This window comes from Rhodanobacter thiooxydans (assembly GCF_030291135.1).
Classification (GTDB): Bacteria; Pseudomonadota; Gammaproteobacteria; order Xanthomonadales; family Rhodanobacteraceae; genus Rhodanobacter; species Rhodanobacter thiooxydans_A.
The window spans coordinates 3,223,057-3,248,959 of the sequence record NZ_CP127409.1; the positions used below are offsets into that span (position 1 = coordinate 3,223,057).

The following is a 25,903-nucleotide window of genomic DNA, read 5'->3' on the forward strand; positions in this document are numbered from 1 at the left end:
TCCGATGGTGGAACGAAGGTGTTTTTCGCCGTGAAGATTCTGCTTTTTGTTCCATATTTGAAAAAATCCTATTGACGGTTTTCGCCCGCCTAACCTAAGTTGGCGGGATTCGCCAATCGGGGAGGTTGGCGAATGATCCCCGAGGGAGGCCCGGCCACACCGGTATCCCGGAAAAGCGACGGCGGTCTCGTCCGAAGGATGCAATCAGGGACGACCGCTGGTATTCACGGGATCCCGTTCCAGCCTGCAATGCCATTACTTGCCGCATGCAATGCGGCCATTCCCGCATGGGGTCGATTCGACCGCACCGGGTCCGTTTGTCCTAAAAATTCACGGGGAGTCATATGTCGACGTCATTGAAGCGCAATCTGCTCATCGCATTCGCCAGCACCGCCCTGCTCGCCGCAACTCTCGGCTCGGCAGTCGCCGGCAACACGGATGAATTCGCACCGAACCCGTATGCACCCTCGTACGGGCATCCCTATCGCCACGGCGCGGTTCCCACCCAGGAAGCGCTGGCCCGCATGCGCCAGTACGACAACCTGCACGCCGCCCAGCCCGGCAGCGGCACGACCACCAGCGGGAAAACCCTGAGCTATGGCGGCGGCGTGGACGGCATCGGCGTCACCAGCGGCACGCCACACGTCTACATCGTGGTCTATGGCAGCCAGTGGGGCACCGCCGGCACCGACGCCAACGGCAACATGACCCTGAGCAACGACCCGGTGAGCGCCGTGCCGTACCTGCAGAACCTGTTCAAGGGGCTGGGCACCGGCGGCGAGCTGTGGTCGGGCGTGATGACCCAGTATTGCGACGGCAGCGGCGTCTCCACCGGCGCCACCTTCTGCGCGTCGAGCGCCAGCCACATCGGCTATCCCTCGAACGGCGCGCTGGTCTCCGTCTGGTACGACAACTCGGTGGCCTCGCCGTCCAACGCCACCGGCACGCAGCTGGCACAGGAGGCGATCAAGGCCGCGCAGCATTTCGGCAACACCACCGCCGCCGCCAACCGCTACGCGCAGTACATCATCCTGTCGCCGACCGGCACGCACCCGGACGGGTTCAACACCTCCACCGGCAACTTCTGCGCCTGGCATGACTGGCAGGGCGACAACTACGGCATCACCTCGCCGGTCGGTGACGTGGCCTTCACCAACATGCCGTACGTCTACGACATGGGCACCAGCTGCGGCGAGAACTTCGTCAACAGCGGCACCCAGGGCCTGGTGGACGGCTTCTCGATCGTCAACGGCCACGAGTACGCCGAGACCGTGACCGACCAGAACCCGGCCGGTGGCTGGACCAACCACGTCAAGGGCTCACGCAGCAAGGGCCAGGAGAACGGTGACGAGTGCGCCTGGATCAGCTCCGGCCAGGGCAAATCCCAGAACGTGGTGATGGGCAACGGCAGTTACGCCATGCAGAGCACCTGGTCGAACGACACCAACGAGTGCGACATCACGCACCCGATCGTGCTGTAACACGGCACCCGCCGCCTGCACCTGCAGGCGGCGCGACGGGTCCGTGCAAACGTGAAGACGATGGCCCGATCGGCGACGATCGGGCCATTTTTTTGCTGGCAAGGCGCCGCTTCGCGTTCGACCGGGACGCGAGAAGCGCCGCCGGCTCAGTCGCGCTGGAACAGCGCTGGCTCGGGCCGATGCAGGCTGAAACCCTGCACCCGGTTCACCCCCAACGCCGCCAGCGCCTGCACGGTTTCCGCGTCGGCCACCCATTCGGCGACCACTTCCAGGCCGAGTCGGTGGCCGATGTCGGTGACCGCCCTGACCATCAGGTGGCTGACCGGGTCGGTGAGCATGTCGCGCACGAAGCTGCCGTCGATCTTGATGATGTCCAGCGGCAGGTTCTTCAGATAAGTGAACGAGGACATGCCGGCGCCGAAATCGTCCAGCGCGATCCGGCAACCCACCGCACGCAGCTGTTCCATGAAGCGCACCACCTGCGACAGGTTGCGCACCGCCACGGTCTCGGTGATCTCGAAGCACACCCGCGACGGCTCGACCCGGTAGCGGCGCAGCAGGCCAATGATCAAGCCAGCCAGCGCCTCGTCCTCGACGCTGGCACCGGACAGGTTGATCGCCACCATGCGCAGCGCGCCACCGGACGGATGCAGCCGGTCGAAGTTCGCCAGCGTGGTCTCGATCACCCAGCGGTCGACCACCGGCATCAGGCCATAGCGCTCGGCCGCGGGCATGAACACGCCGGGCGCCACCAGCTGGCCGGATTCCTCGCGGAAACGCAGCAGCAGCTCGACATCGGGCTCGCCGCCGGCCGCCAGCGGCAGCGGCCAGATCTCCTGGTAGGTGAGCACCAGCCGATGCTCGTCGACCGCCCAGCGCAGGCGGTTCGCCCATTCCATCTCGCCATGCCGGCGCACCGTCTCGTCGTCGCGCTCGGAGAAGAAATGCACGCGATTTCGGCCGAGCTCCTTGGCCATGTAGCAGGCGGTGTCGGCCTGTGCCAGCAGGTCCTTCACCAGGATGCCGGGGCGGTCGATCATGACCCCGCCGATGCTGGCGCTGATGGTGCAGCTGCGCTGTTCCCAGATGAAGATGTAACCGTCGATGCAGCGGCGCACGCGTTCGGCGATCCGCTCGGCCTCGTCGCGGTCGGCCACATTGGTCGCCAGTACGCCGAATTCGTCGCCGCCCAGCCGCGCCAGCACGTCGGTGCCGCCCAGCTGCTTGCGCATCACGATCGCCAGCTGGGCCAGCAGCTGGTCGCCGGCGAGGTGGCCGGAGGTGTCGTTGATCAGCTTGAACTGGTCCAGGTCGATGTACAGCAGCACGGCCGGCGGGGTGCCGGCGCCGGTGGCCGCCAGCGTGTCATGCAGGCGGCGCTCGAACTCGCGCCGGTTGTACAGCTCGGTCAGCGCGTCGTGGCTGGCCTGGTGGCTGAGCAGCTCGGTCAGCTGGCGCTGTTCGCTGATGTCGCTGGCCACCATCAGCAGCTTGTCGCGCCCGTTCAGCCGTATCCGCGAGATCGCCACGCTGGCCCAGAAGGCGCCGCCTTCGTCGTTGCGCAGCAGCGCATCGACCCGGCTGCAGCCGCGGGTATCGTCCTGCTGCAGCTGCGCGCGCAGCTCCGGGTCCTCGAACAGCTCGGGCAGTTGCCGCTCGGTCGCGTGCCGGCCGAGGCGGTCGCGTGAAGCCTGGTTCGCATAGGTGACCGCCCCGCCCGCGGCTTCCGCCAGCAGCACCAGCGCCGGCAGCAGTTCGTTCAACGCGCGGAAACGCTCCTCGCTCTCGCGGTAGCGGCGGCTCATCCGCCAGCCCAACGCGAGCGCACGCTGGCGGGTGCTGGCGACGGAGTACGCCAGCAGTGCCAGCAGGATGCTCGCCACCACGCCGGCCAGCAGGGTCGCCCGGCCCCATCCGCCGGCACCCGCACCCGTGCGGTGCGGCAGCGGCTGCATCACGACATTCCACACGCGTCCGCCGTAGGTCAGCTTGCTCTCGTAGCGGTAGCCGTCAGGCGGCACCAGCAGGCCGGGCGTCGAATCGAACAGCTGCAGCGCGTCCGGCCCGGTGATGTCGCTGACCCGCACGCTCAGGTGTCGCGTCAACTGGTCGGGCAACGCGTTGCCGATCAGATCGTCCAGCCGGAACGACACGGCGATCGAACCGCGCACGCGCGCACGCCGCTCCTCGACGGTCCGCGGCGGCGGGCCCGGGCCGTAGATCGGCAGCCGCAAGGTGACACCTTCGCCCGTCATGCCGGCTTCGGCCAGCTGCGCCAGGTGGAACGGCGCGGACAGGGTCGCCAGGTCGTCGTCGCGCGAGGCAAGCAGGCCGGCAAGATTGCGCGGCTGCATGCCGACATCAAGCCCGACCACGCGCTCGTTGCCGGGCTCCGGCTCGACCCAGCGGGTCACGTAATGCTCGCCGTCCGGCCGCTGCTCGCGTTGTGCGTAGGCCAGTGCGAGCAGACCGGGAAATTGTTCGCGCGGACGCATGTTGGCGTAGAAGCCGGCGTATTCGCCAGCGTCCACCTCCTCCGACGAAAGGAACAGCGATTGCGCGGCGCGCAGCAGCGACTCGGCCGCATGCAGCCTGCCCTGCAGCGAGACGTAGGCCTTGCTGGCCATCTCGTTGCGGATCAGGGTGCGCTCGGCCTGCAGCCGCCGCATCTGCTGCTCATGCGCGGCCAGCGACAGCAAGAGCCCCAGCAGCAGGGCGAGCAGGCTCCACAGCCAGGCTGCCAGGTGCCACCGTGGGGGCTGCGGAATCGCGGGATCGACCATGCCGCCGTCCTCTGCCGGTGCGGAAGGCGAATTGTCGGAATGCTGTTTTCCGGGCAAGGAGACCACCACGCGGTGCCGTTCCCGGCGATGGTACACAAGCACCGAACAATCTTGCGTGACGCAGCGCCTGCCGCCGACGTGCGGATCGGCCTCAGCGTCGCTCGCGCGGCTTCGCCCGGTGGGTCGGGGTGGCCGTCCACGGGTCGTCCGGCCACGGGTGGCGCGGGTAGCGTCCCTTCAGTTCCTTCTTCACTTCCGGGTAGGTGCGTTCCCAGAAACCCTTCAGGTCCTGGGTCACCTGAATCGGCCGGCCTGCCGGCGAGAGCAGGTGCAGGGTGACCGGGATGCGCCCGCCGCCGACGCGCGGCGTGTCGGCCAGGCCGAACAGCTCCTGCAGCTTCACCGCCAGCACCGGCGGCTCGCCTTCGGCGTATTCCAGCCGGCGGCTCTGTCCGCTCGGCACGCGCAGGCTTTCCGGAGCCTGCGCGTCGAGCAAGCGGCGCTGCTCGTGGTCGAACCGCGAGGCCAGTGCCTGCGACAGTTGCTCCGCGTCCAGCGCGTCGAAGCGGTGCTTGCCGTCGAGGTACGGCGCCAGCCAGTCCTCCAGCGAAGCGAGCAGCGCCGGCTCGGAAACATCCGGCAGGCCCAGCTCGGGCAGCCACGCGCGCAGTGCCTGCATGCGTGCGCGCAATCGCCGCGCATGCTCGCTCCACGGCAGCGCGTCGAGCCCCTTCGCGCGCACCGCGGCCAGCAGCGCGGGCAGCGCATCGGCAGGTTTCACCGGCACGCTGCGCCGCTCCAGCACGATCGCGCCGAAACGGCGTTCGTCGAACGCCTCGGCGGCGGCGCGCTCGTCGTTCCAGCGCAGCGTGCGTTCGCGGGTGAAACGCTGCGGGAAGTCGCGTTCCAGCACCCGCGGATCGAGCGGCGCAGCGGCCAGGATCAGGCTGTCGCGCGCCTCGAAGCGCAGATCCAGCGCGACCAGCCACGGCTCACCCAGCAGCGCGGTGTTCTCGTGCAGGCGCGCGCCGCGGCCGTTGGCCAGTGTGTAGCGCAGCGAATTGCTGTCGTCGCGATGCGCGATGCGGTCGGGGAACGCGTGCAGCAGCAGGTCGCCGACCGCATGGCTGTCGGGCACGCCGCTGGCCGCGGTGCGCACGTCCAGGCGCCGACGCCAGCCCTTGCTGGCCTGCTCGATCGCGGCCAGCGCGCCGCTGTCCGCCTCGCCGCGCGTGGACGAACCACGGCGGTCGCGCCAGGCGTGCAGCGCGGTCACGCGGGCGCGGAAATCGTCGCTGCGCGCCTGCGCGCCGCGCAGCGGCGAACGTGCCTCCATCAATGCCAGCAGGTCGGCCACTAGCGCGTGCAGCTCCGGCGACGCGCGCAGCGCGGCGGCGCCGAGCCGTGGCGTGGCGCCCAGTTCCAGCATGCGCCGGCCGAGCGCGGTGATGCGGCCATCGGCGTCCAGCGCGGCAAGGTTCATCAGCAGTTCGCGCGCCTGTGCCAGCGCGCCGGGTGGCGGCGGGTCCAGCCAGTGCAGTTCGTCGCTGCCCCAGGCGGCCAGCTCCAGCGCCAGCGCGGACAGTTCGGCTTGCATGATCTCGGCCGTGCGCGCCGGCTCCAGCCGCCGGCCCTGCGCCCACAGCCGGTACGCCGTGCCCTCGGCCACGCGGCCGGCGCGGCCGGCGCGCTGGTCGGCCGAGGCCTGCGAGATGGTCACGGTTTCCAGCCGGGTGAAGCCGGAATTCGGATCGAAGCGCGGCTCGCGCGCCAGCCCGCTGTCGATCACCGCGCGGATGCCCGGCAAGGTGACGCTGGATTCGGCCACATTGGTGGCCAGCACGATGCGTCTCGTACCGGGCTCGGCCGGCGCCAGCGCCGCCTGCTGCTCGGCCAGCGACAACTCGCCGTGCAGCGCGACCAGCTCGACGTCATCACGCGCCAGCGTCTGCGCCAGCACCGCCTGCGCCCGTGCGATCTCGCGCCGGCCGGGCAGGAAGGCCAGCACGTCACCGTCGTTTTCTTCCAGCGCCTGCCGCGCGACGCGGGCCAGCTGGTGCTCGACCGTTTCCTGCGTGCGCGCCGGCGGATAGTCGACGCGCACCGGGAAACTGCGGCCCGGGCTGCTGAGCCGCGGCGCGCCCAGCCAGGCCGCGATGCGCTCGCCGTCCAGCGTGGCCGACATCACGAGCAGGCGCAGCTGCGGTCGCAGCGTGGCCTGCACGTCCAGCGCCAGCGCGGCGCCGAGGTCGCCGGCGAGGTGGCGTTCGTGGAACTCGTCGAACACGACCGCGCCGATGCCGGCCAGCTCCGGATCGTGCTGGATCAGGCGGGTGAGGATGCCTTCGGTGACCACTTCGATGCGGGTCGCCGCGCTCACTTTCGACTCGAAGCGGATGCGGTAGCCAACGGTCTGCCCGACCGCTTCGCCGAGCTGCTGCGCCATGAACTGCGCGGCGGCGCGCGCCGCGATCCGGCGCGGCTCCAGCATCACGATCTTCTGCCCGGCCAGCCATGGCGCATCGAGCAGGGCCAGCGGCACCTGGGTGGTCTTGCCGGCGCCCGGCGGCGCTTCCAGCACCAGCCGCGGCTGCGCCGCCAGCGATGCGCGGATCTCGGGCAGCAGCGGAGTGATCGGGAACGAAGGCGGCGCATTCATCGCGCCGATGATAGCGGGCGCCGCCGCGCGGGCGCCCCGGCGACACGCCGGGGCGCCCGTCTGCTACGGCTTGCTGCCGCTACCCGCGGGTGCGCGCAGCGGCGCCAGCGACTCGAACTTGCTCTGGTAGTCGTCGGTGATCTGCTTGGCGTCCGCGCCGCCGCGGATCACCCGCGGCGTGATCAGCACGATCAGCTCGGTACGGTTGCGGCTGCGGCTGGTGGTGCCGAACAGCCGGCCCAGCAGCGGCACGCGGTTGAGCCCGGGGATGCCGGTGTCGGTGTTGCCCTCGGCCTGTTCGATCAGGCCGCCCAGCAGCACGGTCTGGCCGCTCTGCACGGCGACCTGGGTGGCCAGCTTGCGCTGCGAGATGGCCGGGTTGCCGTTGACCAGCGGCACCGACTTGTCGGCCTGGCTGACCTCCTGGCTGATGTTCATGTAGACCAGGCCGCCGGGATTGATCCGCGGCTGCACGTTGAGAATCACACCGGTGCTCAGGTAGCTGACCTGGCTGTAGCTGGTGGGGTTGCCCAGGCCGGTGTTCACGCTGGTCTGGTTGATCGGGATCTGGTTGCCGACCGCGATGCTGGCCACCTGGTTGTTCATCACCACCATCGACGGCGCCGACAGCGTCTTGGTGTTGCCGCTGGTCTCCATCGCGCGCACGGCGACCTGCAGGTCGCTGTTGAGGAAGGAGTAGAAGAACGGCTCGCCGCGGAACGCGTTGCCACCCTGGCCCAGGCCGAGCTGGCGATGGCGGTACGGCTGGCCCGGCACGATGTTGCCGCTGCTGTCGGTGGTGCTGCCGGTCAGTCCTTCCAGGTACCACTGCACGCCGAACTGGAACTCGCCGGTGAGACTGACCTCGAGGATGCGCGTCTCGATCTGCACCTGCAGCGGCACGTTGTCGAGCTTGTTGATCGCGCCCTTGATCTCCTCCCACTGCGACGGGCGCGCGCGCACCAGCAGCTGGTTGCTGCCGTCGACCGAGCTGATCCGCACGCTGCCGTCGCTGGAGCTGTACTGCTGTTCGCTGGCCGCGCTGTTGCCGCCGCCGGCCGGGTTGCCGCCAAAACCGAGGGCGCTGCTGCCGAAGCCGCCGCCGGCCGCGGCGCCACCCTCGCGACCACCGCCGCTGGCGCCGAAGCCGCTGCTGCCCATGCCGGCGTTGACCTGGCCGCCGCCGCGCGACGCGTCGGCGGAGTTGCCGAAGCTGCCGGCGGTGCTGCCCATGCTGGTCGCGCCAGCGTTGTCGGCGCTGCCCAGGGTGGCCCCGGTCAGGCCCGGCCCGACCTGGCCGCCGCTGTCGCCGCCACCGCTGCCGGCGCCGTTGGTGTAGATCTGCGCCAGATACCGCGCCAGGTCCGACGCCTTGATGTTGCGCACGTCGTAGACGAACAGCTGCGGCTCGTTGCCGCCGCCGCGGTCGATGCGGGCGATCCAGTCGCCGACTTCCTGCAGGTAGTCGCTCTGGGTGCTGATCACCACCAGCGCGTTGGTGCGCTCGATCGGGATGAAGCGCAGCATGCCGGCCAGCGGGGTGTTGCCGTGCTCGCCGAACATCGCGTCCAGCTTCGGCATCAGCTCGCCGACCTTGGCGTACTGCAGGTTGAACACGCCCACCGACATGCCGCGCAGCCAGTCGACGTCGAAGGTGCGCACCATGCTCTGGTAGTTGGCCAGCTCCTGCGGCGTGCCGGACATCACCAGCAGGTTGCGCGCCGGGTCCACCAGCAAGGTGGCGTCCGGCCGCGCGAACGGCTTGATCAGCTTCTGCATCTCGGTGGCGGAGATGTAGTGCAGCGGGAACAGCCGCGCCTGCAGCCCGCCCGCCGGCGCGGCGGCGCCGAGGCTGGGCACCAGGTTGCCGGCCACCGCATCTTTCTGCGGCATCACCACGTAGCTGCCGGCGCGCAGCACCAGCGCGTTGCCGGTCCACGACAGCAGGGTCTCCAGGATCGGCAGCGCCTGGCTGGCATCGACCGGTTCGGAGGTGGCGAAGGAGATGTTGCCCTGCACGCCGGGCACGATCGTGTAGTTCTGCTTGAGCAGGTCGCCAAGGATCGCCTTGACCACCGCCTGCACCGGCTGGTTCTCGAAGTTGAAGGTGACCGCGCCGTTGCCGCCCGCCGCCGGCCGCGGCGTGGCCAGCGCACCGGGTCGGACGAACTGGCCGCTGCCGTGGCTCAGTTCGGTGGTCGCCGGCGCGGCGTGGCTGCTACTGCCGGTATTCAACGGCAGCGGCGCCGGCACCGGATTCTGCGTGCCGGCCATAGCCTCACGCTGCAGCGCGCCGTCGTCGTGCGGTGGCGGCAGGCTGGCGCAGGCGGCCAGGCCCACCGCGAGGGCAAGCGTGGCGCTGCGCAGGACTTGCTGGATGAGCATGCGGGACATGGATCAATGTTCTCCTTCGTGGGTCGCCGCAGCACGGGCGGCCCGACGTTTCTGGATGCTTTTGCGCAGCCGCTCGGCGGCCGATTCGGGGGCAGGCGGCGGCGCGGCCGCCGGGGCGAGATGCATCGGCACGGCGCCGCCGCGGTTGCGGTCGACCGCCGCGGCCCCGGCGGCGTCCGGCGCGAGCCGCACTGCCGCGTCGCCGGCCGGCGGCTGGCCGCGCACGTCCGCCGCGCCACGCGGCTGATCGATCGGCGCGCCGGCCGGCAGCTTCAGTTCGGTGCGCCCGGCCGACGAATCGAACAGCGCCGAGCGCGGGCGCAGCTCGACCAGCCTCACGCTGCCGTCGGGCAGCGCCTCACCTTCACGCAGGCGCACCTGCTTGTCGCCGTTGCGGTCGTGCAGCAGCGCCATGCGCAGGCCGGGGGTGAGGATGATGCCGGTCAGCTCGAGGTCGCCCAGGTTGCCGCCGCCGGCGCGGGCGGTCGGCTTGCGGTCGGGGCTGAACAGCGGCCGCTGCCAGACCAGCGCGTATTGCTGCAGCGGCACCGGTTGCGGCAGGTCGGCTTGCCGGGCGGCCGGCGGCAGCGGCGCGGGCGGGCGCGGCGCATCCCAGCGCACGCCGCGGCCGATCCCGCCCAGCAGCAACAGCAGCACGGCGCCCAGCAGCACGGCGAGCAGGGCCAGTACCGGCGTCAGCTGGCGCTGGTTGGCGGCGTTCATGGCGTGGCTCCCGTGTCGTCGGCTGCGCGCTCGGCGGGCACGGCTGCCGCACGTGCCGGGCGTACGTAGCCGGACAGGCTGAACTGCACTTCCAGTGCCGCGGCGTTGTTCTGCTGCGCGACCACCGGGTTGCGGTAGATGCTGAGGTCGTCGACGAACAGGTACGGCGTGCCCTGCTCCAGCGCCTGCAGCACCGCCGCCAGCGGCTCCATGTCGCAGTTCAGGCTGATGCTCACCGCCGCCTTGCGGTACGGCTCGCCGGCCGAAGTGGATGGGTTTGGCAGCTGCATCTTCTGGGTTACCGCGCAGTGCTCGCCGCCGGCGTTGGCGGCGACCACGTCGATCACCCGCTGCATCAGGTCGCCCGCGGCGGTGTTCGGATCGTCGGCGGCGAGGAACGCACTGCTGGCGGCCTGGCCGGCGCCGAGCGCGGCGAGGCGCTGCTGCAGCGCCGGCTTCTCGGCGATCGCCGCGGCATAGCGGCTGTGCGTGTCGCGCAGGTCGGCCATCTCGCTGCGCACCTGTTGTAGCGGCACCACGAACCACCAGTGCAGCAGCAGCAGATAGGCTAGCCCCAGCGCCAGCAACAGCAGCAGGATGGCCACGACGCGGCTGTCGCGCGGATTCATCGTGATGGTCTTCACGGCGTGCCCTCGTCGGTCGCCGTCGGGGGCGCTGCCGGTTTCGGCTGGTTTATGTGCGCAATCAGGTAGAAGCGTTCCTTGCCACTGGTGGGATCGGGCTGGATGCTGCCCTGGAAGCTGGCGCCGGTGACCAGCTTCGAATCCTTCAGGGCGTCGAGCAGCTTCACCGCCTGCTGGCTCTGCCCCTGCAGGCCGATCTGGCCGGTATTGTCGACGCTGAAGCGTTCCAGCCAGGCGCTGTCCGGCAGGCGCTCGGTGACGTCCTGCAGCAGGCTGAGCTTGGCCACCGTGTCGTGCTTGCGCCGGGCCAGGAAACCGGCGGCGCCGGCGTTGTCCTGCAATTGCTGGCGCAGCTCGGCCACCTGCTGCGCCTCACCGCGCATCGCCGCGACCTCGGCCTGCATCTGCGCCAGCGCCAGTTGCCGGTTGTGCAGCCACTCGCCCAACACAAGCACCAGCAGCAGCACGCAGGCCGCAGCCAGGATCAGGTTCAGCCGGCGGCGCGGATGCGCGTGATGTGGCACCTGTTCCGGCGGCAGCAGATTGACGCCGAGACGGCCGTCGCCCACGGCCAGGTCCACCGCGTCGACCGCGATGCCCTGCGCGCGCAGGCGTGCCAGCAACGGATCGAGCGTGTCGCGGGTAGCCACCACCAGCTCCGCGCTGAAGCGACCCGGCGGCGCGGGCGCGGCCAGCTCGCGCACGGCGTAGTACACCTGCGCCAGGGTGAACGGGGTCTGCCGGTCCATCTCGAAGCCGGCCACCTGCAGCAGGTTGTCGTGCGCCGCCAGCGGCAGCGCCAGCGTGCGCCGCAGCACCCGCGCCGGCGGCAGCAGCAGCGCCAGCCGCAGGTCCTCGCGATCCACGCGCTTGAGCGCCGCGCTCAACGCGACCGGCGCCACGCGCACGCCATCGGCGGCCGTGTCGGCGCCGTCGTCCCAGCTCGCCAGCACTTCGGCGTGGCCGCTGCGGCGAACGCTCCACTGCGTACCCGTGTGCTGCAGCAGGTGCCAGTCCGCGCCGCTGCCGAACCAGCCGCGCCAGCGCGGCGGCAGCAGCTCGCGCAGCTGGCCACCCCACCAGCCGAGGAAACCCGGCAACGGCGAGGCACGCCAGCCACGGCGCATGCGCTCCACCCACGGCCGCAGCGACTGCGTTGCCGTACTCATTCCGCCTCCCCCTCCTGCCAGCGCAGCACCATGTACGGTTGCGCCTGCCCCGCCTGCAGGCGCACCGTGGCGCGCAAAATTGCGCGCGTGCCGTCGGCCAGCGTAGCCTCCGAACGAATACTATGCGTGGTTCCGTTGTTGAGAACCAGCCGTGGGTCGGCCGCGTTGCGCTGCCGCACGGCCTGGATCTGGCTCAGTTGCTCCGGAGTCATCCCGGGAATCGCGGCCAGCGCCAGCGGCGGCGCGGTGTTCGGGTCCGGGCTGGTGGTGCCGGCCCAGATCGTCACCGCCGGCGCCATCTGCCGGTACAGCGCCGGCGTCATGCCCAGCACCATCTGCAGTTCCTCGATGCTGGCGAACGGGCCGCCGCGCGGGCCGTAGTCGCGGCCGCCCGCCTTGTAGATCGCGCGCTGGCTGGCAGCATCGCCTTCGAGCACGATCGGGTTGCGCCAGTCCAGCACGCGGCCGGTCAGCGCCTGCGCCTCGGCCGCCTTCAGCCCGGCCGCCTGGAACAGGCCGCGCAGCACCTCCGGTGAGGCGGCGTTGAGGTCGACCTTGCCACTCTCGTCGATCGCGCGCACGACGACCGTGGCCCGGTCGTAGCTGAACGCATACGGCCGGCCGTCGCCGGCCCAGTGCTGCTTCGGCCGCGGGTCCTGCAGGGCGTACAGCGCACGCATCAGGCCGGCCTCGGCGGCGTAGTGCGCCTGGGTCCGGGCGAACTGGTAGCGCGCCTGCAGGCCTTCGGTGCGCGCCAGCGCGGCGTAGCCGCCGAGCAGGATCGCCAGCAGCGTGCACGCCCACAGCACCAGCAGCAGGGCAACCCCGCGCTGGCTGGCCGGTGACCGCTGTGGCCGATACTTCATCGGATGCTCCCGCCGCGCATGCGCATGCGCGACAGCTCAGTCTGCGCCGGATTCGCGCGCAGCGGCACGTCCAGCTGCGGCCACGGCAGCGCGCCCGGCGCCTGCAGCTCGATCCGCACCAGCTGCGGCAGCAGGCGGCCGTCCGCCCATGCCGGCGACCACGGCAGCGCGGCGCCCTGCTGATCGACGCCGCGATAGGCGAAGCTGCCGGCCTTGATGTGGTCGAGCAGCACCTGCGGCTCGCCCAGTGGCTGCGGCGGCTGGCCGTCCGGTGGCAGCAGGGCCAGGCTCAGTTCCAGCCGCAGGCCGCCGTGGCCGTCGTCGACCAGTTGCAGTTGCTGCAGCTGCGGGCCGAGCTTGCCGAGGTAGCCGGGCAGCGGCGCCACGTAACGCATCTCGCGCGCACTGCCTTCGAAATAGACCGGCTCGCCCTGCTCGGTGCGGCCGATCGGCTGCAGCATGCTCTGCGCCAGTTCGCGGCGCAGGAACTGCTGCGCCGAGCGCACCTGGTCGACCCGTTCGATCGCCGCGGTGCCCGAGCGCACGCTGTGGCTGGCGGTGCGGATGCCCGAGTACACGCCGACCAGCAGCAACGCCAGCAGCACCAGCGCGGCGAGCACTTCCAGCAGGGTGAAGCCGGCGACGCGCTTCATCGCGATGCCTGCGCGTTGCCGGTGGGTGCCGGCGTGCCCAGCCGCAGCGTGCGGAAGTGTGCCGTGCGCGGATGCGCCGCCGCCCCCCACGACACGGTCAGGTCCAGCTGGTACAGCTGCAGCGTCGCACCGGGCACGGCCGGGCCGGCCGCATTCCACGGCGTCACGTCCAGCTGCCAGCGGTACTGCCGATCAAAGCGGCCGGAGCGGCTGCCCGGGGTGACCGGTTCGCCCACGAACGCGCTGTCGAGCAGGCTGCGCGCGTGCATCGCCGCCGCGCTGTGTTCGGCCGCGTTGTGGCTCAGGCTGATCGACGCACCGGCCACCTTCATCAGCGCGGTAAACGCGATCGCCAGCAGCATGATCGCGGCGATCACTTCCAGCAGGCTGAAGCCGCGCTGGCGCCGCCCGGCGTTCATCGCTGCGCCACCGTGTCGACCACGCGCACCTCGCCGGTCAGCCAGGCCACGTTGACGTGCCACTCGCGCCGGCCGCTGGTGAGCGTGATGCGCCCACCGGTGGAGCTGCCGTCGGGGAAGAAGCGGATGCGGCCGGTGTGGTCGTTCGGCTGGTCTTCCTTCGCGCTGGTGATGCTCACGCGCAGGCCTTTCGGCAGGTGCACGCCCTGCCGTTTCGCGCCGTCGTAGCTGTTGGCGCGGGTGTCCACGTCGAAGTGCTGCTCCTGGCCGCGCACGATCGCCTGCGCGCGGGTCGCGCGCAGGGCACCGGCCAGCTCGCTGCTGGCCGCGCGCACGCGCGCGCTGGCCAGGCCCTGGCTCACCGAGACCGACACCGCCGCCGCGGCAATGCCGATCAGCAGGATCACCGCCAGCATTTCCAGCAGGGTGAAGCCGTGGGCGCGTGGGGCTCTCACATGCCTACTGCCAGTTGCCCACGTCCTTGCTGTAGCCGTCGCCGCCGGGCTTGCCGTCCTGGCCGTAGAAGATCAGGTCGAAACTGCCGTGCTGGCCCGGGTACTGGTAGCCGAACGCGTGGCCCCAGGGATCCTTCAGGTCGGATGCCTTCGCGTACGGGCCCTGCCAGTTCGGCGCGTTCGCCGGCTTCACCGCCAGCCCTTCCAGCTGTTGCGGCGGCGAACCGTTGTCCAGCGCGTAGTTCTCGATCTTCTGGCTCAAGGTCATCAGCTGCGCCTTGCCGGCGCCGTACTTGCCCTTGTCGACGTTCTTGCCGACCTGGGTCACCACCACCGCACCGATGATGCCGATCAGCACGATCACCGCGAGCATTTCGAGCAGGGTGAAGCCGGCGCTCGCACCGGGTCGTCGTGGTTGTCTTTGCTGCATGGGAATCGCCTCGAAGATGCGGGTGGAAGGTCTATTGGATATTGCTGGTCAGGCTGAGCAGCGGCAGCAGGATCGCGGCCATGATGATCGCCACCAGCACGGTCATCACGATGGTCAGCGCGGGCACCAGTGCGGCCAGCAGGCGATCGATCGCGCGTTTGGACTCAAGTTCGAAGGTGTCGGCGACTTTCAGCAGCATGGTGTCGAGCTGACCAGCTTCCTCGCCGACCTGCACCATCTGCATCGCCAGCCGCGGGAGCAGTTTCGACTGACCCAGCGCCAGACTCAGGCCCGCGCCGCCCTTGACCTGTTCGTGCGCCGCGCTCAATGCCGCGTCCAGCGCGCGGTTGGCGGTGACCTGGCGCGCGATGGCCAGCGCGCTGAGCAACGGTACGCCATTCTTCAGCAAGGTGCCCAGCGTGCGCGCGATGCGTGCGGTCTCCACCTTCAGCAGCAGCGGGCCGACCACGCGCAGCCGCAGCAGTTTCGCGTGCCATGCCAGCCGCGCCGCCGGATCGCGCAAGCGCGTGCGCCACGCAAAGAAGCCGCCGCCGAGCAGCAGCAGGATCAGCCACCACCACGACTGCAGCGCGTTGCCGAGCGCCAGCACCGCGGCGGTGATCCACGGCACCGGCACCTGCATGTCCTCGAAGATCGGCACGAACTGCGGCACCACGTAGGCCAGCAGCAGCACCAGCGAACCGAGCACGCCGACCAGCAGGAACGCCGGATAGATCAGCGCATTGACGATGCTGCCGCGCAGCTGCTGCGCGCGCTCCAGGTAGTCGGCCAGCCGGCGCAGCGTCTCTTCCAGCGAACCGCCCGCCTCGCCGGCGCGCACCAGGCTGACGTACAGCTTGGGGAACACGCCATGCTCCTCGTCCAGCGCCGACGACAGGGTATTGCCGCCGCGCACGCGGTCGCGCACACGCTCGACCAGCTTCTTCGCGCTCTCGCCCTCGGGCAGCTCCAGCAGGATGCCGAGCGCGCGGTCCAGCGGCTGGCCGGCGCCCAGCAGGGTGGCCAGCTGGTGGGTGAACTGGGCCAGCTGGTCACCGCTGAACGGACCGCGCTTGAACAGCGCGGCGAAGCCGCTGCCACCGCCGGCACCGTCGGCCGGCAGCGCTTCCAGCGGCGTGTGCCCCTGGTCCTGCAGGCGGCCGATCACTTCCTCGACGCTGGCGGCTTCCATCTGCCCCTGCAGCGTCTCGCCGGCATCGTTGACCGCCTTGTAACGGAACTGCGCCACCTCAGCCTTCCTGCGTCACGCGCAGGACCTCTTCCAGCGTGGTGATGCCGGCCACGGCCTTGGCGATGCCGTCCTCGTACATGGTGCGCATGCCCTCGCTGCGCGCCTGCTTCTCGATGTCGCCCTCGTTCGCGCGCTGCATCACCAGCCGGCGCAGCGGGTCGCTCATGGTGAGGAACTCCATGATCGCGCGGCGGCCGCGGTAGCCGCTGGGGTTGGCCGCGCTGCTGCCCGGTTTCCACAGCCGGATCGGCCGCTCGTCGGTGTACTTGTGCAGCTCGAACTGCTCGATCACTTCGGGCAGTGCCTCGTACGCGATCGCGGTTTCCGGATCGAGCCGGCGTACCAGCCGCTGCGCCAGGATGCCGTTGATGGTGGAGCCGAGCAGGTAGTCTTCCACGCCCATGTCGAGCAGGCGCGTGATGCCGCCGGCCGCCGAGTTGGTGTGCAGGGTGGACAGCACCAGGTGGCCGGTCAGCGCGGACTGGATCGCGATGCGGCAGGTCTCCAGGTCGCGCATCTCGCCGATCATGATCACGTCCGGGTCCTGACGCATGATCGAGCGCAAGGCGCCGGAGAAATCCAGCCCGATCTGCGGCTTCACCTGGATCTGGTTGATGCCTTCGAGCTGGTATTCGACCGGGTCCTCGACGGTGATGATCTTCACGTCGTTGGTGTTGATCTGCGACAGCGCGGTGTACAGCGTGGTGGTCTTGCCGGAACCGGTGGGGCCGGTCACCAGCAGGATGCCGTGCGGCTTTTCCAGCACGTCGACGAAGCGCTGCTGGAAGCTGTCGGTGAAGCCCAGCGAGGCGAAATCGAACACCACCGATTCGCGGTCCAGGATGCGCATCACCACCGACTCGCCGAAGCTGGTCGGCACGGTCGAAACGCGCAGGTCCAGTTCCTTGCCCTGTACGCGCAGCTGGATGCGTCCGTCCTGCGGCAGGCGGCGCTCGGCGATGTTGAGCCGCGCCATGATCTTCACGCGCGAGATCACCGCGGCGGTGGAGGACGACGGTGGCGCTTCCACTTCATGCAGCACGCCGTCGATGCGGTAGCGCACCTTCAACCGGTTCTCGAACGGCTCGATGTGCACGTCCGACGCGCGCTGTTCGACCGCGCGCTGCAGGATCAGGTTCACCAGCCGGATGACGGGAGCCTCGGACGCCAGGTCGCGCAGGTGCTCGACGTCGTCCTCCTCCGCGGCGCTGCCGTCGAGGTTCTCCACGATGGTACCCATCGCCGAGCGACCGCTGCCGTAATAACGTTCGATCAGCCCATCGATTTCCGAACGCAGGCCCACCCGCAACGCCACCGGCCGGCCGGCGGCCAATTCGACCGCCTGCAGCGGATACGGATCGGCCGGATCGGCCACCAACAGCGCCAGGCCGTGCACGTCATCCTGCACCGGCACCACGTGCTGCTGTTTCAGGAAGCGCAGCGACAGCTCCAGCTCGGCCGGCGGCAGTTCCGGCGCATCGCGCGCGGCCAGCAACGGCACCTGCAGCAGCTCGGCCCAGGCCTCGGCCAGGTCACGCTCCGAGACCAGCCCGAGCCGCGCCATCAAGGTGGTCAGCGTGCCCTCGGCCGATTCCTCGTGCAGGCGGCGCGCACGGCCCAGGTCGCCGTCCTTCAGGCGTCCGCGCGCGACCAGCCAGGCGCAGACTTCCGCCTCGCGGTCATCCGCCACCTGAACCGACCCGCCGACCGCCGGCTCGATCACTGCCGACATCCTCCACCCCGCTCGATAACCGCGAAAAGCCGTCGACGCTCCCCTGCGGCGAAACGGCACGCACCATAGTTAGCACATCCGGCTGGCAGCAGGTGAATGCCGCTACGCCAGCCACCACGCCGGCACAAACATCCATTGTGGGGCATGCGCCCATAGCGTGGGACATCCGCAGCCTAGGAAAATTTCCTGTGCCGCCGCCGGCGTGACGCGGGTCGCAGGCTCGCGACGCGCCCGCCGCCGGTCGCGCGTTTGCGTCGCTGCCGGGGTCTGGGACAATGCCGCTTTCGATGACCGGCCGCACCATGCCACTGCTCGATATCGGCGCCAACCTCACCCACGAGTCGTTCCACCCCGACCTCGACGCCGTGCTGCAGCGCGCGCAGGCCCACGGCGTAATGCGGATGGTGGTGACCGGCGCCTCGCGCGAGGGCAGCGAACACGCGCTGGCGCTGGCCAAGGCGCACCCCGGCACGCTGTTCGCCACCGCCGGCGTACATCCGCACCACGCGCTCGACTATGACGACGCCACCGATGCGGTGTTGCGCGAACTGGCGCTGCAACCGCAGGTACGCGCGGTCGGCGAAACCGGGCTGGACTACAACCGCAACTATTCGCCGCGCGAGGTGCAGCTGCGGGTGTTCGAACGCCAGCTGCAGATCGCGGCCGACCTGCAGATGCCCCTGTTCCTGCACCAGCGCGATGCACACGCGGATTTCGTCGCCCTGCTCCGGCGCTACCGCGACCGGGTGCCTGGCGCGGCGGTGCACTGCTTCACCGACACCGGCGAGGCGCTGCGCGACTACCTGGCGCTGGACTGCCACATCGGCATCACCGGCTGGATCTGCGACGAACGCCGCGGCACCCACCTGCGCGAACTGGTGCGCACGATTCCGGCCAACCGACTGATGCTGGAGACCGACGCACCCTACCTGCTGCCACGCACGGTGCGGCCGCCGCCCAGCCACCGGCGCAACGAGCCGATGTACCTGAAGCACATCTGCGAGGAAGTCGCCCGCGACCGCGGCGAGAGCGCGGAAGTCACCGCGGCGAACAGCACCGCCACGGCGGAGGCGTTCTTCGGCCTGGTCGAAGCGGCCTGAGCGTCACGCCACCCGCCCCACCTGCACGAAGAACGGCCAGCGCACCGCGCGCACCCGTTCGGGCTCGCCCCAGGCCGCAGCCAGCTCGGGGGCGGCCGCCTGCACCGCATCGTGGCCGGTGCGCTGCCGATGCCGCTGCGCCGCCGACCACGAGCGCAGGTAGGTGAGGAATTGAGCGAGGTTCCAGTCGGCACGCATCATGAAGCTGGGTGCATCAACGCGCTCGAACGGAAACGGCAGACTGGCGTATCCGGCATCCACCAAGGCGCGCTCGGGCGGCCAGTCTGGGGCCAGCGTATCGGCGTAGAGCCGCCGTTCGACCGCGTCGACGGCGCGGCTCACGCTGCAGTTGCCATAGGCCGAGATCGCCACCAGCGCGCCGCGCTTAGCCACGCGGCGCAGCTCGGCATGGAAGGCGGCGAGGTCGAACCAGTGCAGCGCCTGCGACACGCCGACCAGGCTGACGCTGCCGGCGGCGAGGCTGCTGCGTTCGGCCGGCTCGGTGCGGTAATCGATGCGCGGATGCGGCGTGGCCTGTGCGATCTGCGTGGCGCTGGGATCGGTGGCGACCAACCGCTCGAAATGCGCGGCCAGGCCCAGGCTGGCCTGGCCGTTGCCGCAGCCGGCATCCCAGGCCAGCGCGAGGTCGGGCGCCTGCGCCGCCAGCCAGTCGAACCAGTCGGCGGGCGGCAGCGGGCGGGCATCGCGGTACAGCGCGGCGTGGCCGGAGAAGTGGTCCTTGAAGTCCATGCGCATTTCCGGTGGCAGGGAATGCGTATTATCGCGCCCGCAACTGCGGATTCGGTCGAAGTGATCACCCACCCCGGTGGAGACTGAACGTGCTGCGGGTTGCGACCCATGCGGTCTTGGTGGTTTTGTGTTGCCTTCGGACCACCTGATCACCAAGTTGTCCCGGTCCGCTTTCGACCCGTTGCAGCCGGTGGCGGGCGTCCGCTTTCGGAAAGTTTTACGATCCATGGTCAGTCCACGCGTAGGCGCAGCTCGACAGCAGGACCCGAACCAAACCCAGAGGTTCTCAGCCTTTCACGGATCCGTGGCGCTGGTGCAGGAAATTGGCCACCGGGTAGCAGTCCGGCGGATTGCTGTTGCTCAGCACGATGATGGTTTCGCCGGTGTGCAGGTAGGTGCGTACGTCGACGCAGATACCCGCGGCGCTGCCTCCATGGCCCCAGCGGAAGTCGCTGGCAGGCACGCCAGGGCCGTAGCCGGTGGCGAAGAAGCCGAGGCCCATGAATTCGCGATACGTGCGGGTGGCTTCGGCGAACAGCGCGTGCGGGATGAGCTTGCCCGCCTGCAGCGCCTGCACGAAACGGTACATGTCGCGTGCCGTCGACACCTCGCCGCCAGCTGGGAATCCGCGCGCGGGCAGCGTCTCGCAGTTGGACACACGTTTGCCGTTTACCGTCGCGTAACCAACTGCGAGGTCCCGTGCGTGCGTGGTGCAGTCCACGAAGCCCGTACGCGTCATGCCTGCGGGTTGGAATATGTGCCTGCGCACGTAGCTCTCGTAGTCTTCGCCCGAGAGCACCTCGACCATGCGCCCGAGCACGACGTAGCCGAAATTGTCGTAGACCAGCTTCGTGCCCGGCTCGAATGCCGGTGGACGCCGGTCGTCCAATGCCAGCATCTCGGCGACGCTGTGCACGCGCGCGCGGTTGGCGGCGTTCTCCACCCCAAACAGATCGACATCACCGGCGCCCGAGGTGTGCGTAAGCAATTCGCGCACGGTGACGGTGTCAGCGAAGCGCCGGTTCGGGTAGTCCTTCAGCACGTCGCTTACGTGGGTGTCGAGTGAGATCCGCCCCGCCGCGATCTGCTGAAGGATCGCTACACTGGTGAACATCTTGCCGGCCGAGGCGAGATTGAAACGCATGTCCACGGTTGCCGGATCGTTTCCCTCGGCGTCCCGTTTTCCATAGGCTTTCTCGAATACCACGCCGTCGTCACGAGCGACCAGCACGACGCCCGAGAATCGCTTCACCTCGGCCAGTCCGAGTGCGAAACCATCGAGTCGCGCCAACTCCAACGCATAGGCGTTCGATCGGTCGGCGTTGAACGCTCTGCTTGTCGGCGTCGCGACAATGGTCAGGCCCAGGATTGCCCCCGCGAGGACGATACATCTCAGACCAAATGGCATGGTTTCCTCCTGCAGCTGGGTGGTGCCCGCTCAGCCAAGCATAGCCGCGAGCGTATTTCGAGCGTAGACGTCGAACGGCAGCTCGTGGCCGATAGCGGACTTTGCCGACTTCCGCATGCGGAAGCACCCGTGGCGTGTTCGCGTGCTATCGGAACAACGGCTGGCCGCCACCGGAATCCACATTCAGCCGAGCACCCGCGTTTCACCGGGCGCCAGGCCATCCAGCGCATGCTCGCCGATGCGCACGCGGATCAGGCGCAGGGTCGGGAAGCCGACCGCCGCAGTCATCCGGCGCACCTGGCGGTTGCGGCCTTCGCGCAGGGTCAGCGTGAGCCAGCTGGTCGGGATGGACTGGCGGAAGCGCACCGGCGGATCGCGCGGCCACAGCCAGTCCGGTTCGACGGCGAAGGCGGCTTCGGCCGGCAGGGTCGGGCCGTCGTTCAGCACCACGCCGCGGCGCAAGGCTTGCAGCGCGACCTCGTCAATGACGCCCTCGACTTGCGCGAGGTAGGTTTTGGCCTGCTTGTGGCGCGGGTCGGTGAGCCGGTGCGCCAGGCGGCCGTCGTCGGTCAGCAGCAGCAGGCCTTCGCTGTCCTGGTCCAGCCGTCCAGCCGCATAGACGTCTTTCTGCCTGACGAAATCCGCCAGCGTGGCGCGGCCGCGGTCATCGGTGAACTGGCACAGCACGCCGTACGGCTTGTTCAACGCGATCAGCATGGCGCGCTTCGACTCAGGGAGTCGAGGCCGCTGCCGGCACCACGGGCTTGACGAAGCGCAGGGTCATCCGGTCGGATTCGCCGATCGTCTGGTACTTCGCCTTGTCCTGCTCGCCCAGCGCGAGCGTGGGCGGCAGCGTCCACACACCCTTCGGGTAATCCTTCGTGTCCTTCGGGTTCGCGTTGATATCGCTGCTTTCGTCCAGCGTGAAACCCGCCTCGGTGGCGAGTTTCACCACGTAGCTGGTGGGCAGGTAGCCGCTGCGCTTCACCGCTTCCAGCGAGGCGCCGTCGTCGGCGCGGTGGTCGACCACGCCGAGCACGCCACCGGGCTTGAGCACGGCGAAGAACGCCTTGAACATCGCCGGCGCGGTGTCAGCCATCACCCAGTTGTGCACGTTGCGGAAAGTCAGCACCAGGTCGGCCGAAGCCGGCGCACCGAATACCGGTACCTTCGGATCGAACGGCACGATGCGGGCGTTGCCGTAGTGCGCTGCGTCGGCCGCGAATTTCCTGCGCAGCGCGCTGTCGTCATCGCGTGCCTCGCTGTCGGCGGCAGGCGCCTTCTCCGCCGCGATGTAGTGGCCGTTGTCATGCAGCAGCGGCGCCAGGATCTCGGCATACCAGCCGCCGCCGGGAGTGATCTCGATCACCGTGAGGTCTGGCCGCACGCCGAAGAACTGCAAGGTGGCCTTGGGGTGGCGGTACGCGTCGCGGGCGCGATTGGCCGGCGAACGCCAGCTGCCGGCCAGCACGCTGTCCAGCTGCGAGGCGGTGAAGTCGCTGGCACTGGTCGGCGGCACCAGCTCGTCCGCCGGCTGGTCCGGCTCAGCCGAGGCGGCCCGCGACGTCTGCGCGACAGCCATCGTGGGCAGGCCCAGGCAAGCGGCCAGCAGCAGCAGCGCGACCCGGCGCGCCGTACCCATCCTTGCCACTCGTATCCCGCGGTTCATCATTGACTCCCTGGCGCGTTGGCCGTCCGGATTTGATGCAATATCACGAAAATCATGTGCAGACTGGGTAGATGGCTCAGAACGGCCGCGGGCACACCGATTGCAGGCCGTCGATGTGTTCGTGCAGGTCCGGCGCGATGCCCTGCCACATCGGGTCGAGGATGAAGTCGATGCCTTCGTAGCGGGCCAGCTTCGCGGCCGGGATGAAATCGGCGTCGCCGGCGACCAGGATGATCTGGTCGACCAGCTTCTTGTAGGTCAGCGCGGCGATGTCGATGCCGATCTTCATGTCGACCTGGGTCTGCCGCATGTCCGGCTCGAAGTGCTCGTCGCTCAGGTCGTCCCAGTGCAGGCTGCCCTCGCGCAGCTGCTGGTAGGCGCTGCGCTTCAACTGCCATTCGCCGCGTTCGGCCAGCCGGCCCAGCCGCAGCGCCATCTTGCGCTGCCGGCGCAGCTGGTCGTGCAGCTCGCGGCGGAAGGCGGCGGCACCGGTGCGGCCGAAGTCGATGCTGCTGCCACTGATCGGCTTGACGAAGTTCTTTTCCAGCGGCGGACAGTCGTAGAAGTAGATGCGGTACAGCTGCTCGCGCGGGCGGTCGAGCGCCTTCAGGTGTTCCAGCGCCATGCTGAATACGGTCTTCGCCACCGCGCGCGCGTCGCCGGCGTCGCGCTCGCCGTAGACCTTGCGGTAACGGGCAAGAAAAAAGGCGCCGTCGACGAGGATGGCGGTGCGGTTCATGGAGCGACCTTGTGCGTGGCGTGTGCGAACATGAAAACGAGGCACGCCGCCGGCAGGATGGGGCCGGCAGCGTGCGCGCATTCTACGTCAGTAGTGGATCACCGAGCGGATCACCTGGCCGCCGTGCATTAGCTCGAACGCCTCGTTGATGCGCTCCAGCGGCAGCACTTCGGTGATCATCTCGTCGATGCGGATCTCGCCGGCCAGGTAGCGCTCGACGTAGCCGGGCAGCTGCGAGCGACCCTTCACACCGCCGAACGCCGAGCCGCGCCAGACGCGCCCGGTGACCAGCTGGAACGGCCGCGTGCAGATCTCCTGCCCGGCGCCGGCCACGCCGATGATGATCGACTCGCCCCAGCCCTTGTGGCAGCACTCCAGCGCCGAGCGCATCACGTTGACGTTGCCGATGCACTCGAACGAGTAATCCACGCCGCCGTCAGTGAGGTCGACGATGACCTGCTGGATCGGCGTGTCCGGGTAATCGCTGGTGTTGATGCAGTCGGTGGCGCCGAGCGCCTTCGCCATCGCGAATTTTTCCGGGTGGCGGTCGATCGCGATGATGCGCCCGGCCTTGGCCATCACCGCGCCCTGCACCACCGACAGGCCGATGCCGCCCAGGCCGAACACGGCCACCGTGGCGCCGGCTTCCACCTTGGCCGTGTTGAGCACCGCGCCGATGCCGGTGGTGATGCCGCAGCCGAGCAGGCAGACCTTTTCCAGCGGCGCGGCCTGGTTGATCTTCGCCAGCGAGATCTCCGGCAGCACGGTGTACTCGCTGAACGTGCTGGTGCCCATGTAGTGCAGCAGCGGCTTGCCGTTGAGCGAGAAGCGGCTGGTGCCGTCGGGCATCAGGCCCTGGCCCTGGGTGACGCGGATCTTCTGGCACAGGTTGGTCTTGCCGGACAGACAGAACTTGCACTCGCCGCATTCGGGCGTGTACAGCGGAATCACGTGGTCGCCGACCTTGAGCGAGGTGACGCCCGCGCCGACTTCCTCCACGATGCCGCCGCCCTCGTGGCCGAGGATCACCGGGAACTGCCCTTCCGGATCGGCGCCGGACAGGGTGAACGCGTCGGTGTGGCACACACCGGTGGCGACGATGCGCACCAGCACCTCGCCGGCCTTCGGCCCGGCCACGTCGACCTGTTCGATGGTGAGCGGCTGGCCTGCGGCCCAGGCGACGGCGGCGCGTGATTTCATGATTCGACTCCTGACGTTCGGCAACGACCCACGATGATGACGCGTTTGACTGCTTTGCGGAACCGCGTCAGCCGACCGGCTTGTCGTCGGGACGGAACGCCGACATCTGCCGACGGTAGTCGTCTGCCTCGGCCAGCAGCCAGTCGCGGAACAGTTGCAGGCCGCGGTGCTCCAGCGAGCGCGGCGGGTACACCAGCCAGTAGGCCTCCTCCACCGCCAGGTAGTTGTCGCCCAGCACTTCCAGCCGGCCGGCGTCGATCAGCGACTTCGAGGTCACCATCCGCCCCAGCGCCACGCCAAGGCCTTCCAGCGCGGCGTGGCGCAAGGCGTCCAGACTGTCGAACTGCGCCACATAACGTGCCGGTGGCGTGCCGCCGCTGCGGCCGAACCAGTCACTCCAGCGCCGGGACGGACTCGGCTCGCCCAGCAGCGGCCAGCGCGAGAGGTCGCGCGGGTCGGCGCCGCTCATCCGCGCGATCAGCGTCGGCGCCGCCACCGGCGCGATCCACTCGCCGAACAGGCGCTCGCTGTGCAGGCCCGCCCACTCACCGCGGCCGTAGCGCAGGGCCACATCCACCGGCTCGCGCTCGAAATCCACCAGGGTCGAACCCGATTGCAGGCTGAGTTCCAGCTCCGGATGCGCGGCCACCAGCCGCGGCAGCCGCGGCACCAGCCAACTCGACATGATGCCGGGGCTGGCACTGAGCGTGAGCGCGTCGTGGTGGCGGGTGCGATACCCCGCCAATGCGTGCTCGATGCCGTCGAAATGCGTGCCGACCGCTTCCAGCAGCACGCAACCGTCGGCGGTCAGCTTCACCCCGCGCGGGCCGCGCTCGAACAGGCGCCGTTCCAGGCGTTCCTCCAGCTGACGCATCTGGTGGCTCAGCGCGCTGACGGTGAGGTTGGCCTGCGCCGCGGCACGCGACAGGTTGCCCAGCCGGGCGACCAGCACGAACTGCTGCAGCAAGCCCAGCGGCAACCTTCCCATCTTGAATTCCTCTCAAGTCTGGCTTGCGAATATATCGCTTTTTGGCAGCCTGCCGCGCGCGTACCTTGAGCACTCCCCAAGCCCAAGGCTTCCCCAGGAGGCTTCCCCCATGCACTCGCTCTGGAAAGACATGTTGTTCCTGCACGGTCATCTGCTGCACAAGGACGACCTAGACTGGCGCCCGGAGCCGGAGCCCACGCCGGGCCCGGCCAGCAGCACCGGCACCCGCAACGTCGCCAGGACCGCACGCCGCGCGCTGGCGTGCTGCGCCAGCGTGTGGCCGCGGATCATGAGCCCGCGTTGAGCGCCGCCCGAGACTTGAATGCCGCCGATATGCAGCCACTTGGATGAGGGCGCGCGTGCTCACGCCGCGCGCCGATTCCCCGCTC

23 protein-coding genes are annotated in these 25,903 nt (G+C 69.5%); 3 read left to right on the forward strand and 20 right to left on the reverse strand.

Features of this window, described 5'->3' with window-relative positions; all coding sequences use genetic code 11:
* The first annotated feature begins 344 nt into the window (after positions 1-344).
* A complete protein-coding gene (locus tag QQA13_RS14865; protein ID WP_108471787.1) occupies positions 345-1,481 on the forward strand; it encodes a hypothetical protein in 1,137 nt (378 codons plus the stop codon).
* A gap of 146 nt (positions 1,482-1,627) precedes the next feature.
* Here the strand turns inward: QQA13_RS14865 and QQA13_RS14870 are convergent, their stop codons facing one another.
* The 13 genes from QQA13_RS14870 to gspE form a co-directional block, all read right to left on the reverse strand.
* The gene (locus tag QQA13_RS14870) at positions 1,628-4,264 is read right to left on the reverse strand and encodes a bifunctional diguanylate cyclase/phosphodiesterase (RefSeq protein WP_108471788.1); all 2,637 of its coding nucleotides are present in this window, start codon (positions 4,262-4,264) and stop codon (positions 1,628-1,630) included.
* A 151-nt stretch (positions 4,265-4,415) separates the two neighbouring features.
* Complete coding sequence (gene hrpB / locus QQA13_RS14875; protein ID WP_108471789.1) at positions 4,416-6,923, reverse strand: ATP-dependent helicase HrpB; 2,508 nt, start codon at positions 6,921-6,923, stop codon at positions 4,416-4,418.
* Between the two features lie 63 nt (positions 6,924-6,986).
* Positions 6,987-9,317 carry a type II secretion system secretin GspD gene (gspD, locus tag QQA13_RS14880; RefSeq protein ID WP_108471790.1) on the reverse strand — a complete coding sequence of 777 codons (2,331 nt, stop codon included), beginning with the start codon at positions 9,315-9,317 and terminating at the stop codon, positions 6,987-6,989.
* 3 nt (positions 9,318-9,320) lie between these two features.
* Entirely contained in the window at positions 9,321-10,040 is a 720-nt protein-coding gene (locus tag QQA13_RS14885; RefSeq protein ID WP_108471791.1) for a general secretion pathway protein GspN, read from the reverse strand.
* Positions 10,037-10,684, reverse strand: coding sequence for a type II secretion system protein GspM (gene gspM, locus QQA13_RS14890; RefSeq protein ID WP_108471792.1), 648 nt, complete (start codon positions 10,682-10,684; stop codon positions 10,037-10,039). Before gspM ends, QQA13_RS14885 begins: the two co-directional genes overlap by 4 nt.
* Complete coding sequence (locus QQA13_RS14895; RefSeq protein ID WP_159082186.1) at positions 10,681-11,853, reverse strand: PilN domain-containing protein; 1,173 nt, start codon at positions 11,851-11,853, stop codon at positions 10,681-10,683. Before QQA13_RS14895 ends, gspM begins: the two co-directional genes overlap by 4 nt.
* Positions 11,850-12,719 carry a general secretion pathway protein GspK gene (locus QQA13_RS14900; protein ID WP_108471793.1) on the reverse strand — a complete coding sequence of 290 codons (870 nt, stop codon included), beginning with the start codon at positions 12,717-12,719 and terminating at the stop codon, positions 11,850-11,852. Before QQA13_RS14900 ends, QQA13_RS14895 begins: the two co-directional genes overlap by 4 nt.
* Positions 12,716-13,372 carry a prepilin-type N-terminal cleavage/methylation domain-containing protein gene (locus QQA13_RS14905; protein ID WP_108471794.1) on the reverse strand — a complete coding sequence of 219 codons (657 nt, stop codon included), beginning with the start codon at positions 13,370-13,372 and terminating at the stop codon, positions 12,716-12,718. Before QQA13_RS14905 ends, QQA13_RS14900 begins: the two co-directional genes overlap by 4 nt.
* Positions 13,369-13,791 carry a type IV pilus modification PilV family protein gene (locus QQA13_RS14910; protein ID WP_108471795.1) on the reverse strand — a complete coding sequence of 141 codons (423 nt, stop codon included), beginning with the start codon at positions 13,789-13,791 and terminating at the stop codon, positions 13,369-13,371. The genes QQA13_RS14905 and QQA13_RS14910 overlap by 4 nt, the downstream gene beginning before the upstream one ends.
* Positions 13,788-14,207, reverse strand: coding sequence for a GspH/FimT family pseudopilin (locus QQA13_RS14915; protein ID WP_211200199.1), 420 nt, complete (start codon positions 14,205-14,207; stop codon positions 13,788-13,790). The genes QQA13_RS14910 and QQA13_RS14915 overlap by 4 nt, the downstream gene beginning before the upstream one ends.
* 43 nt (positions 14,208-14,250) lie before the next feature.
* Complete coding sequence (gspG, locus tag QQA13_RS14920) at positions 14,251-14,676, reverse strand: type II secretion system major pseudopilin GspG (protein ID WP_108471797.1); 426 nt, start codon at positions 14,674-14,676, stop codon at positions 14,251-14,253.
* A gap of 31 nt (positions 14,677-14,707) precedes the next feature.
* On the reverse strand, positions 14,708-15,925 hold the full coding sequence (gene gspF / locus QQA13_RS14925) for a type II secretion system inner membrane protein GspF (protein ID WP_108471798.1): 1,218 nt from the start codon (positions 15,923-15,925) through the stop codon (positions 14,708-14,710).
* Position 15,926: 1 nt separating this feature from the next.
* Complete coding sequence (gene gspE, locus QQA13_RS14930) at positions 15,927-17,660, reverse strand: type II secretion system ATPase GspE (protein WP_108471799.1); 1,734 nt, start codon at positions 17,658-17,660, stop codon at positions 15,927-15,929.
* Positions 17,661-17,962: 302 nt separating this feature from the next.
* Here gspE and QQA13_RS14935 point away from each other — a divergent pair, with 302 nt between their 5' ends.
* The gene (locus QQA13_RS14935; protein WP_108471900.1) at positions 17,963-18,760 is read left to right on the forward strand and encodes a TatD family hydrolase; all 798 of its coding nucleotides are present in this window, start codon (positions 17,963-17,965) and stop codon (positions 18,758-18,760) included.
* 3 nt (positions 18,761-18,763) lie between these two features.
* Here the strand turns inward: QQA13_RS14935 and QQA13_RS14940 are convergent, their stop codons facing one another.
* The 7 genes from QQA13_RS14940 to QQA13_RS14970 all read right to left on the reverse strand — a co-directional run bounded on the left by QQA13_RS14940 (position 18,764) and on the right by QQA13_RS14970 (position 25,514).
* Positions 18,764-19,510, reverse strand: a complete 747-nt coding sequence (locus QQA13_RS14940; RefSeq protein WP_199909831.1) for a class I SAM-dependent methyltransferase — start codon at positions 19,508-19,510, stop codon at positions 18,764-18,766.
* 286 nt (positions 19,511-19,796) lie between these two features.
* On the reverse strand, positions 19,797-20,918 hold the full coding sequence (locus QQA13_RS14945; protein WP_108471801.1) for a serine hydrolase domain-containing protein: 1,122 nt from the start codon (positions 20,916-20,918) through the stop codon (positions 19,797-19,799).
* A 183-nt stretch (positions 20,919-21,101) separates the two neighbouring features.
* A complete protein-coding gene (locus QQA13_RS14950; protein ID WP_108471802.1) occupies positions 21,102-21,635 on the reverse strand; it encodes a pseudouridine synthase in 534 nt (177 codons plus the stop codon).
* A 13-nt stretch (positions 21,636-21,648) separates the two neighbouring features.
* Positions 21,649-22,560, reverse strand: a complete 912-nt coding sequence (locus tag QQA13_RS14955) for a class I SAM-dependent methyltransferase (protein ID WP_199909832.1) — start codon at positions 22,558-22,560, stop codon at positions 21,649-21,651.
* 103 nt (positions 22,561-22,663) lie between these two features.
* Positions 22,664-23,326 carry an NYN domain-containing protein gene (locus tag QQA13_RS14960; RefSeq protein WP_108471803.1) on the reverse strand — a complete coding sequence of 221 codons (663 nt, stop codon included), beginning with the start codon at positions 23,324-23,326 and terminating at the stop codon, positions 22,664-22,666.
* An 87-nt stretch (positions 23,327-23,413) separates the two neighbouring features.
* Positions 23,414-24,526: an S-(hydroxymethyl)glutathione dehydrogenase/class III alcohol dehydrogenase gene (locus tag QQA13_RS14965; RefSeq protein WP_108471804.1), complete on the reverse strand. Its 1,113-nt coding sequence runs from the start codon at positions 24,524-24,526 to the stop codon at positions 23,414-23,416.
* A 67-nt stretch (positions 24,527-24,593) separates the two neighbouring features.
* A complete protein-coding gene (locus tag QQA13_RS14970) occupies positions 24,594-25,514 on the reverse strand; it encodes a LysR substrate-binding domain-containing protein (protein ID WP_108471805.1) in 921 nt (306 codons plus the stop codon).
* 109 nt (positions 25,515-25,623) lie between these two features.
* On the opposite strand from QQA13_RS14970, the gene QQA13_RS14975 reads away from it, so the two are divergent.
* Positions 25,624-25,818, forward strand: a complete 195-nt coding sequence (locus tag QQA13_RS14975; protein ID WP_108471806.1) for a hypothetical protein — start codon at positions 25,624-25,626, stop codon at positions 25,816-25,818.
* Positions 25,819-25,903 lie beyond the last annotated feature (85 nt).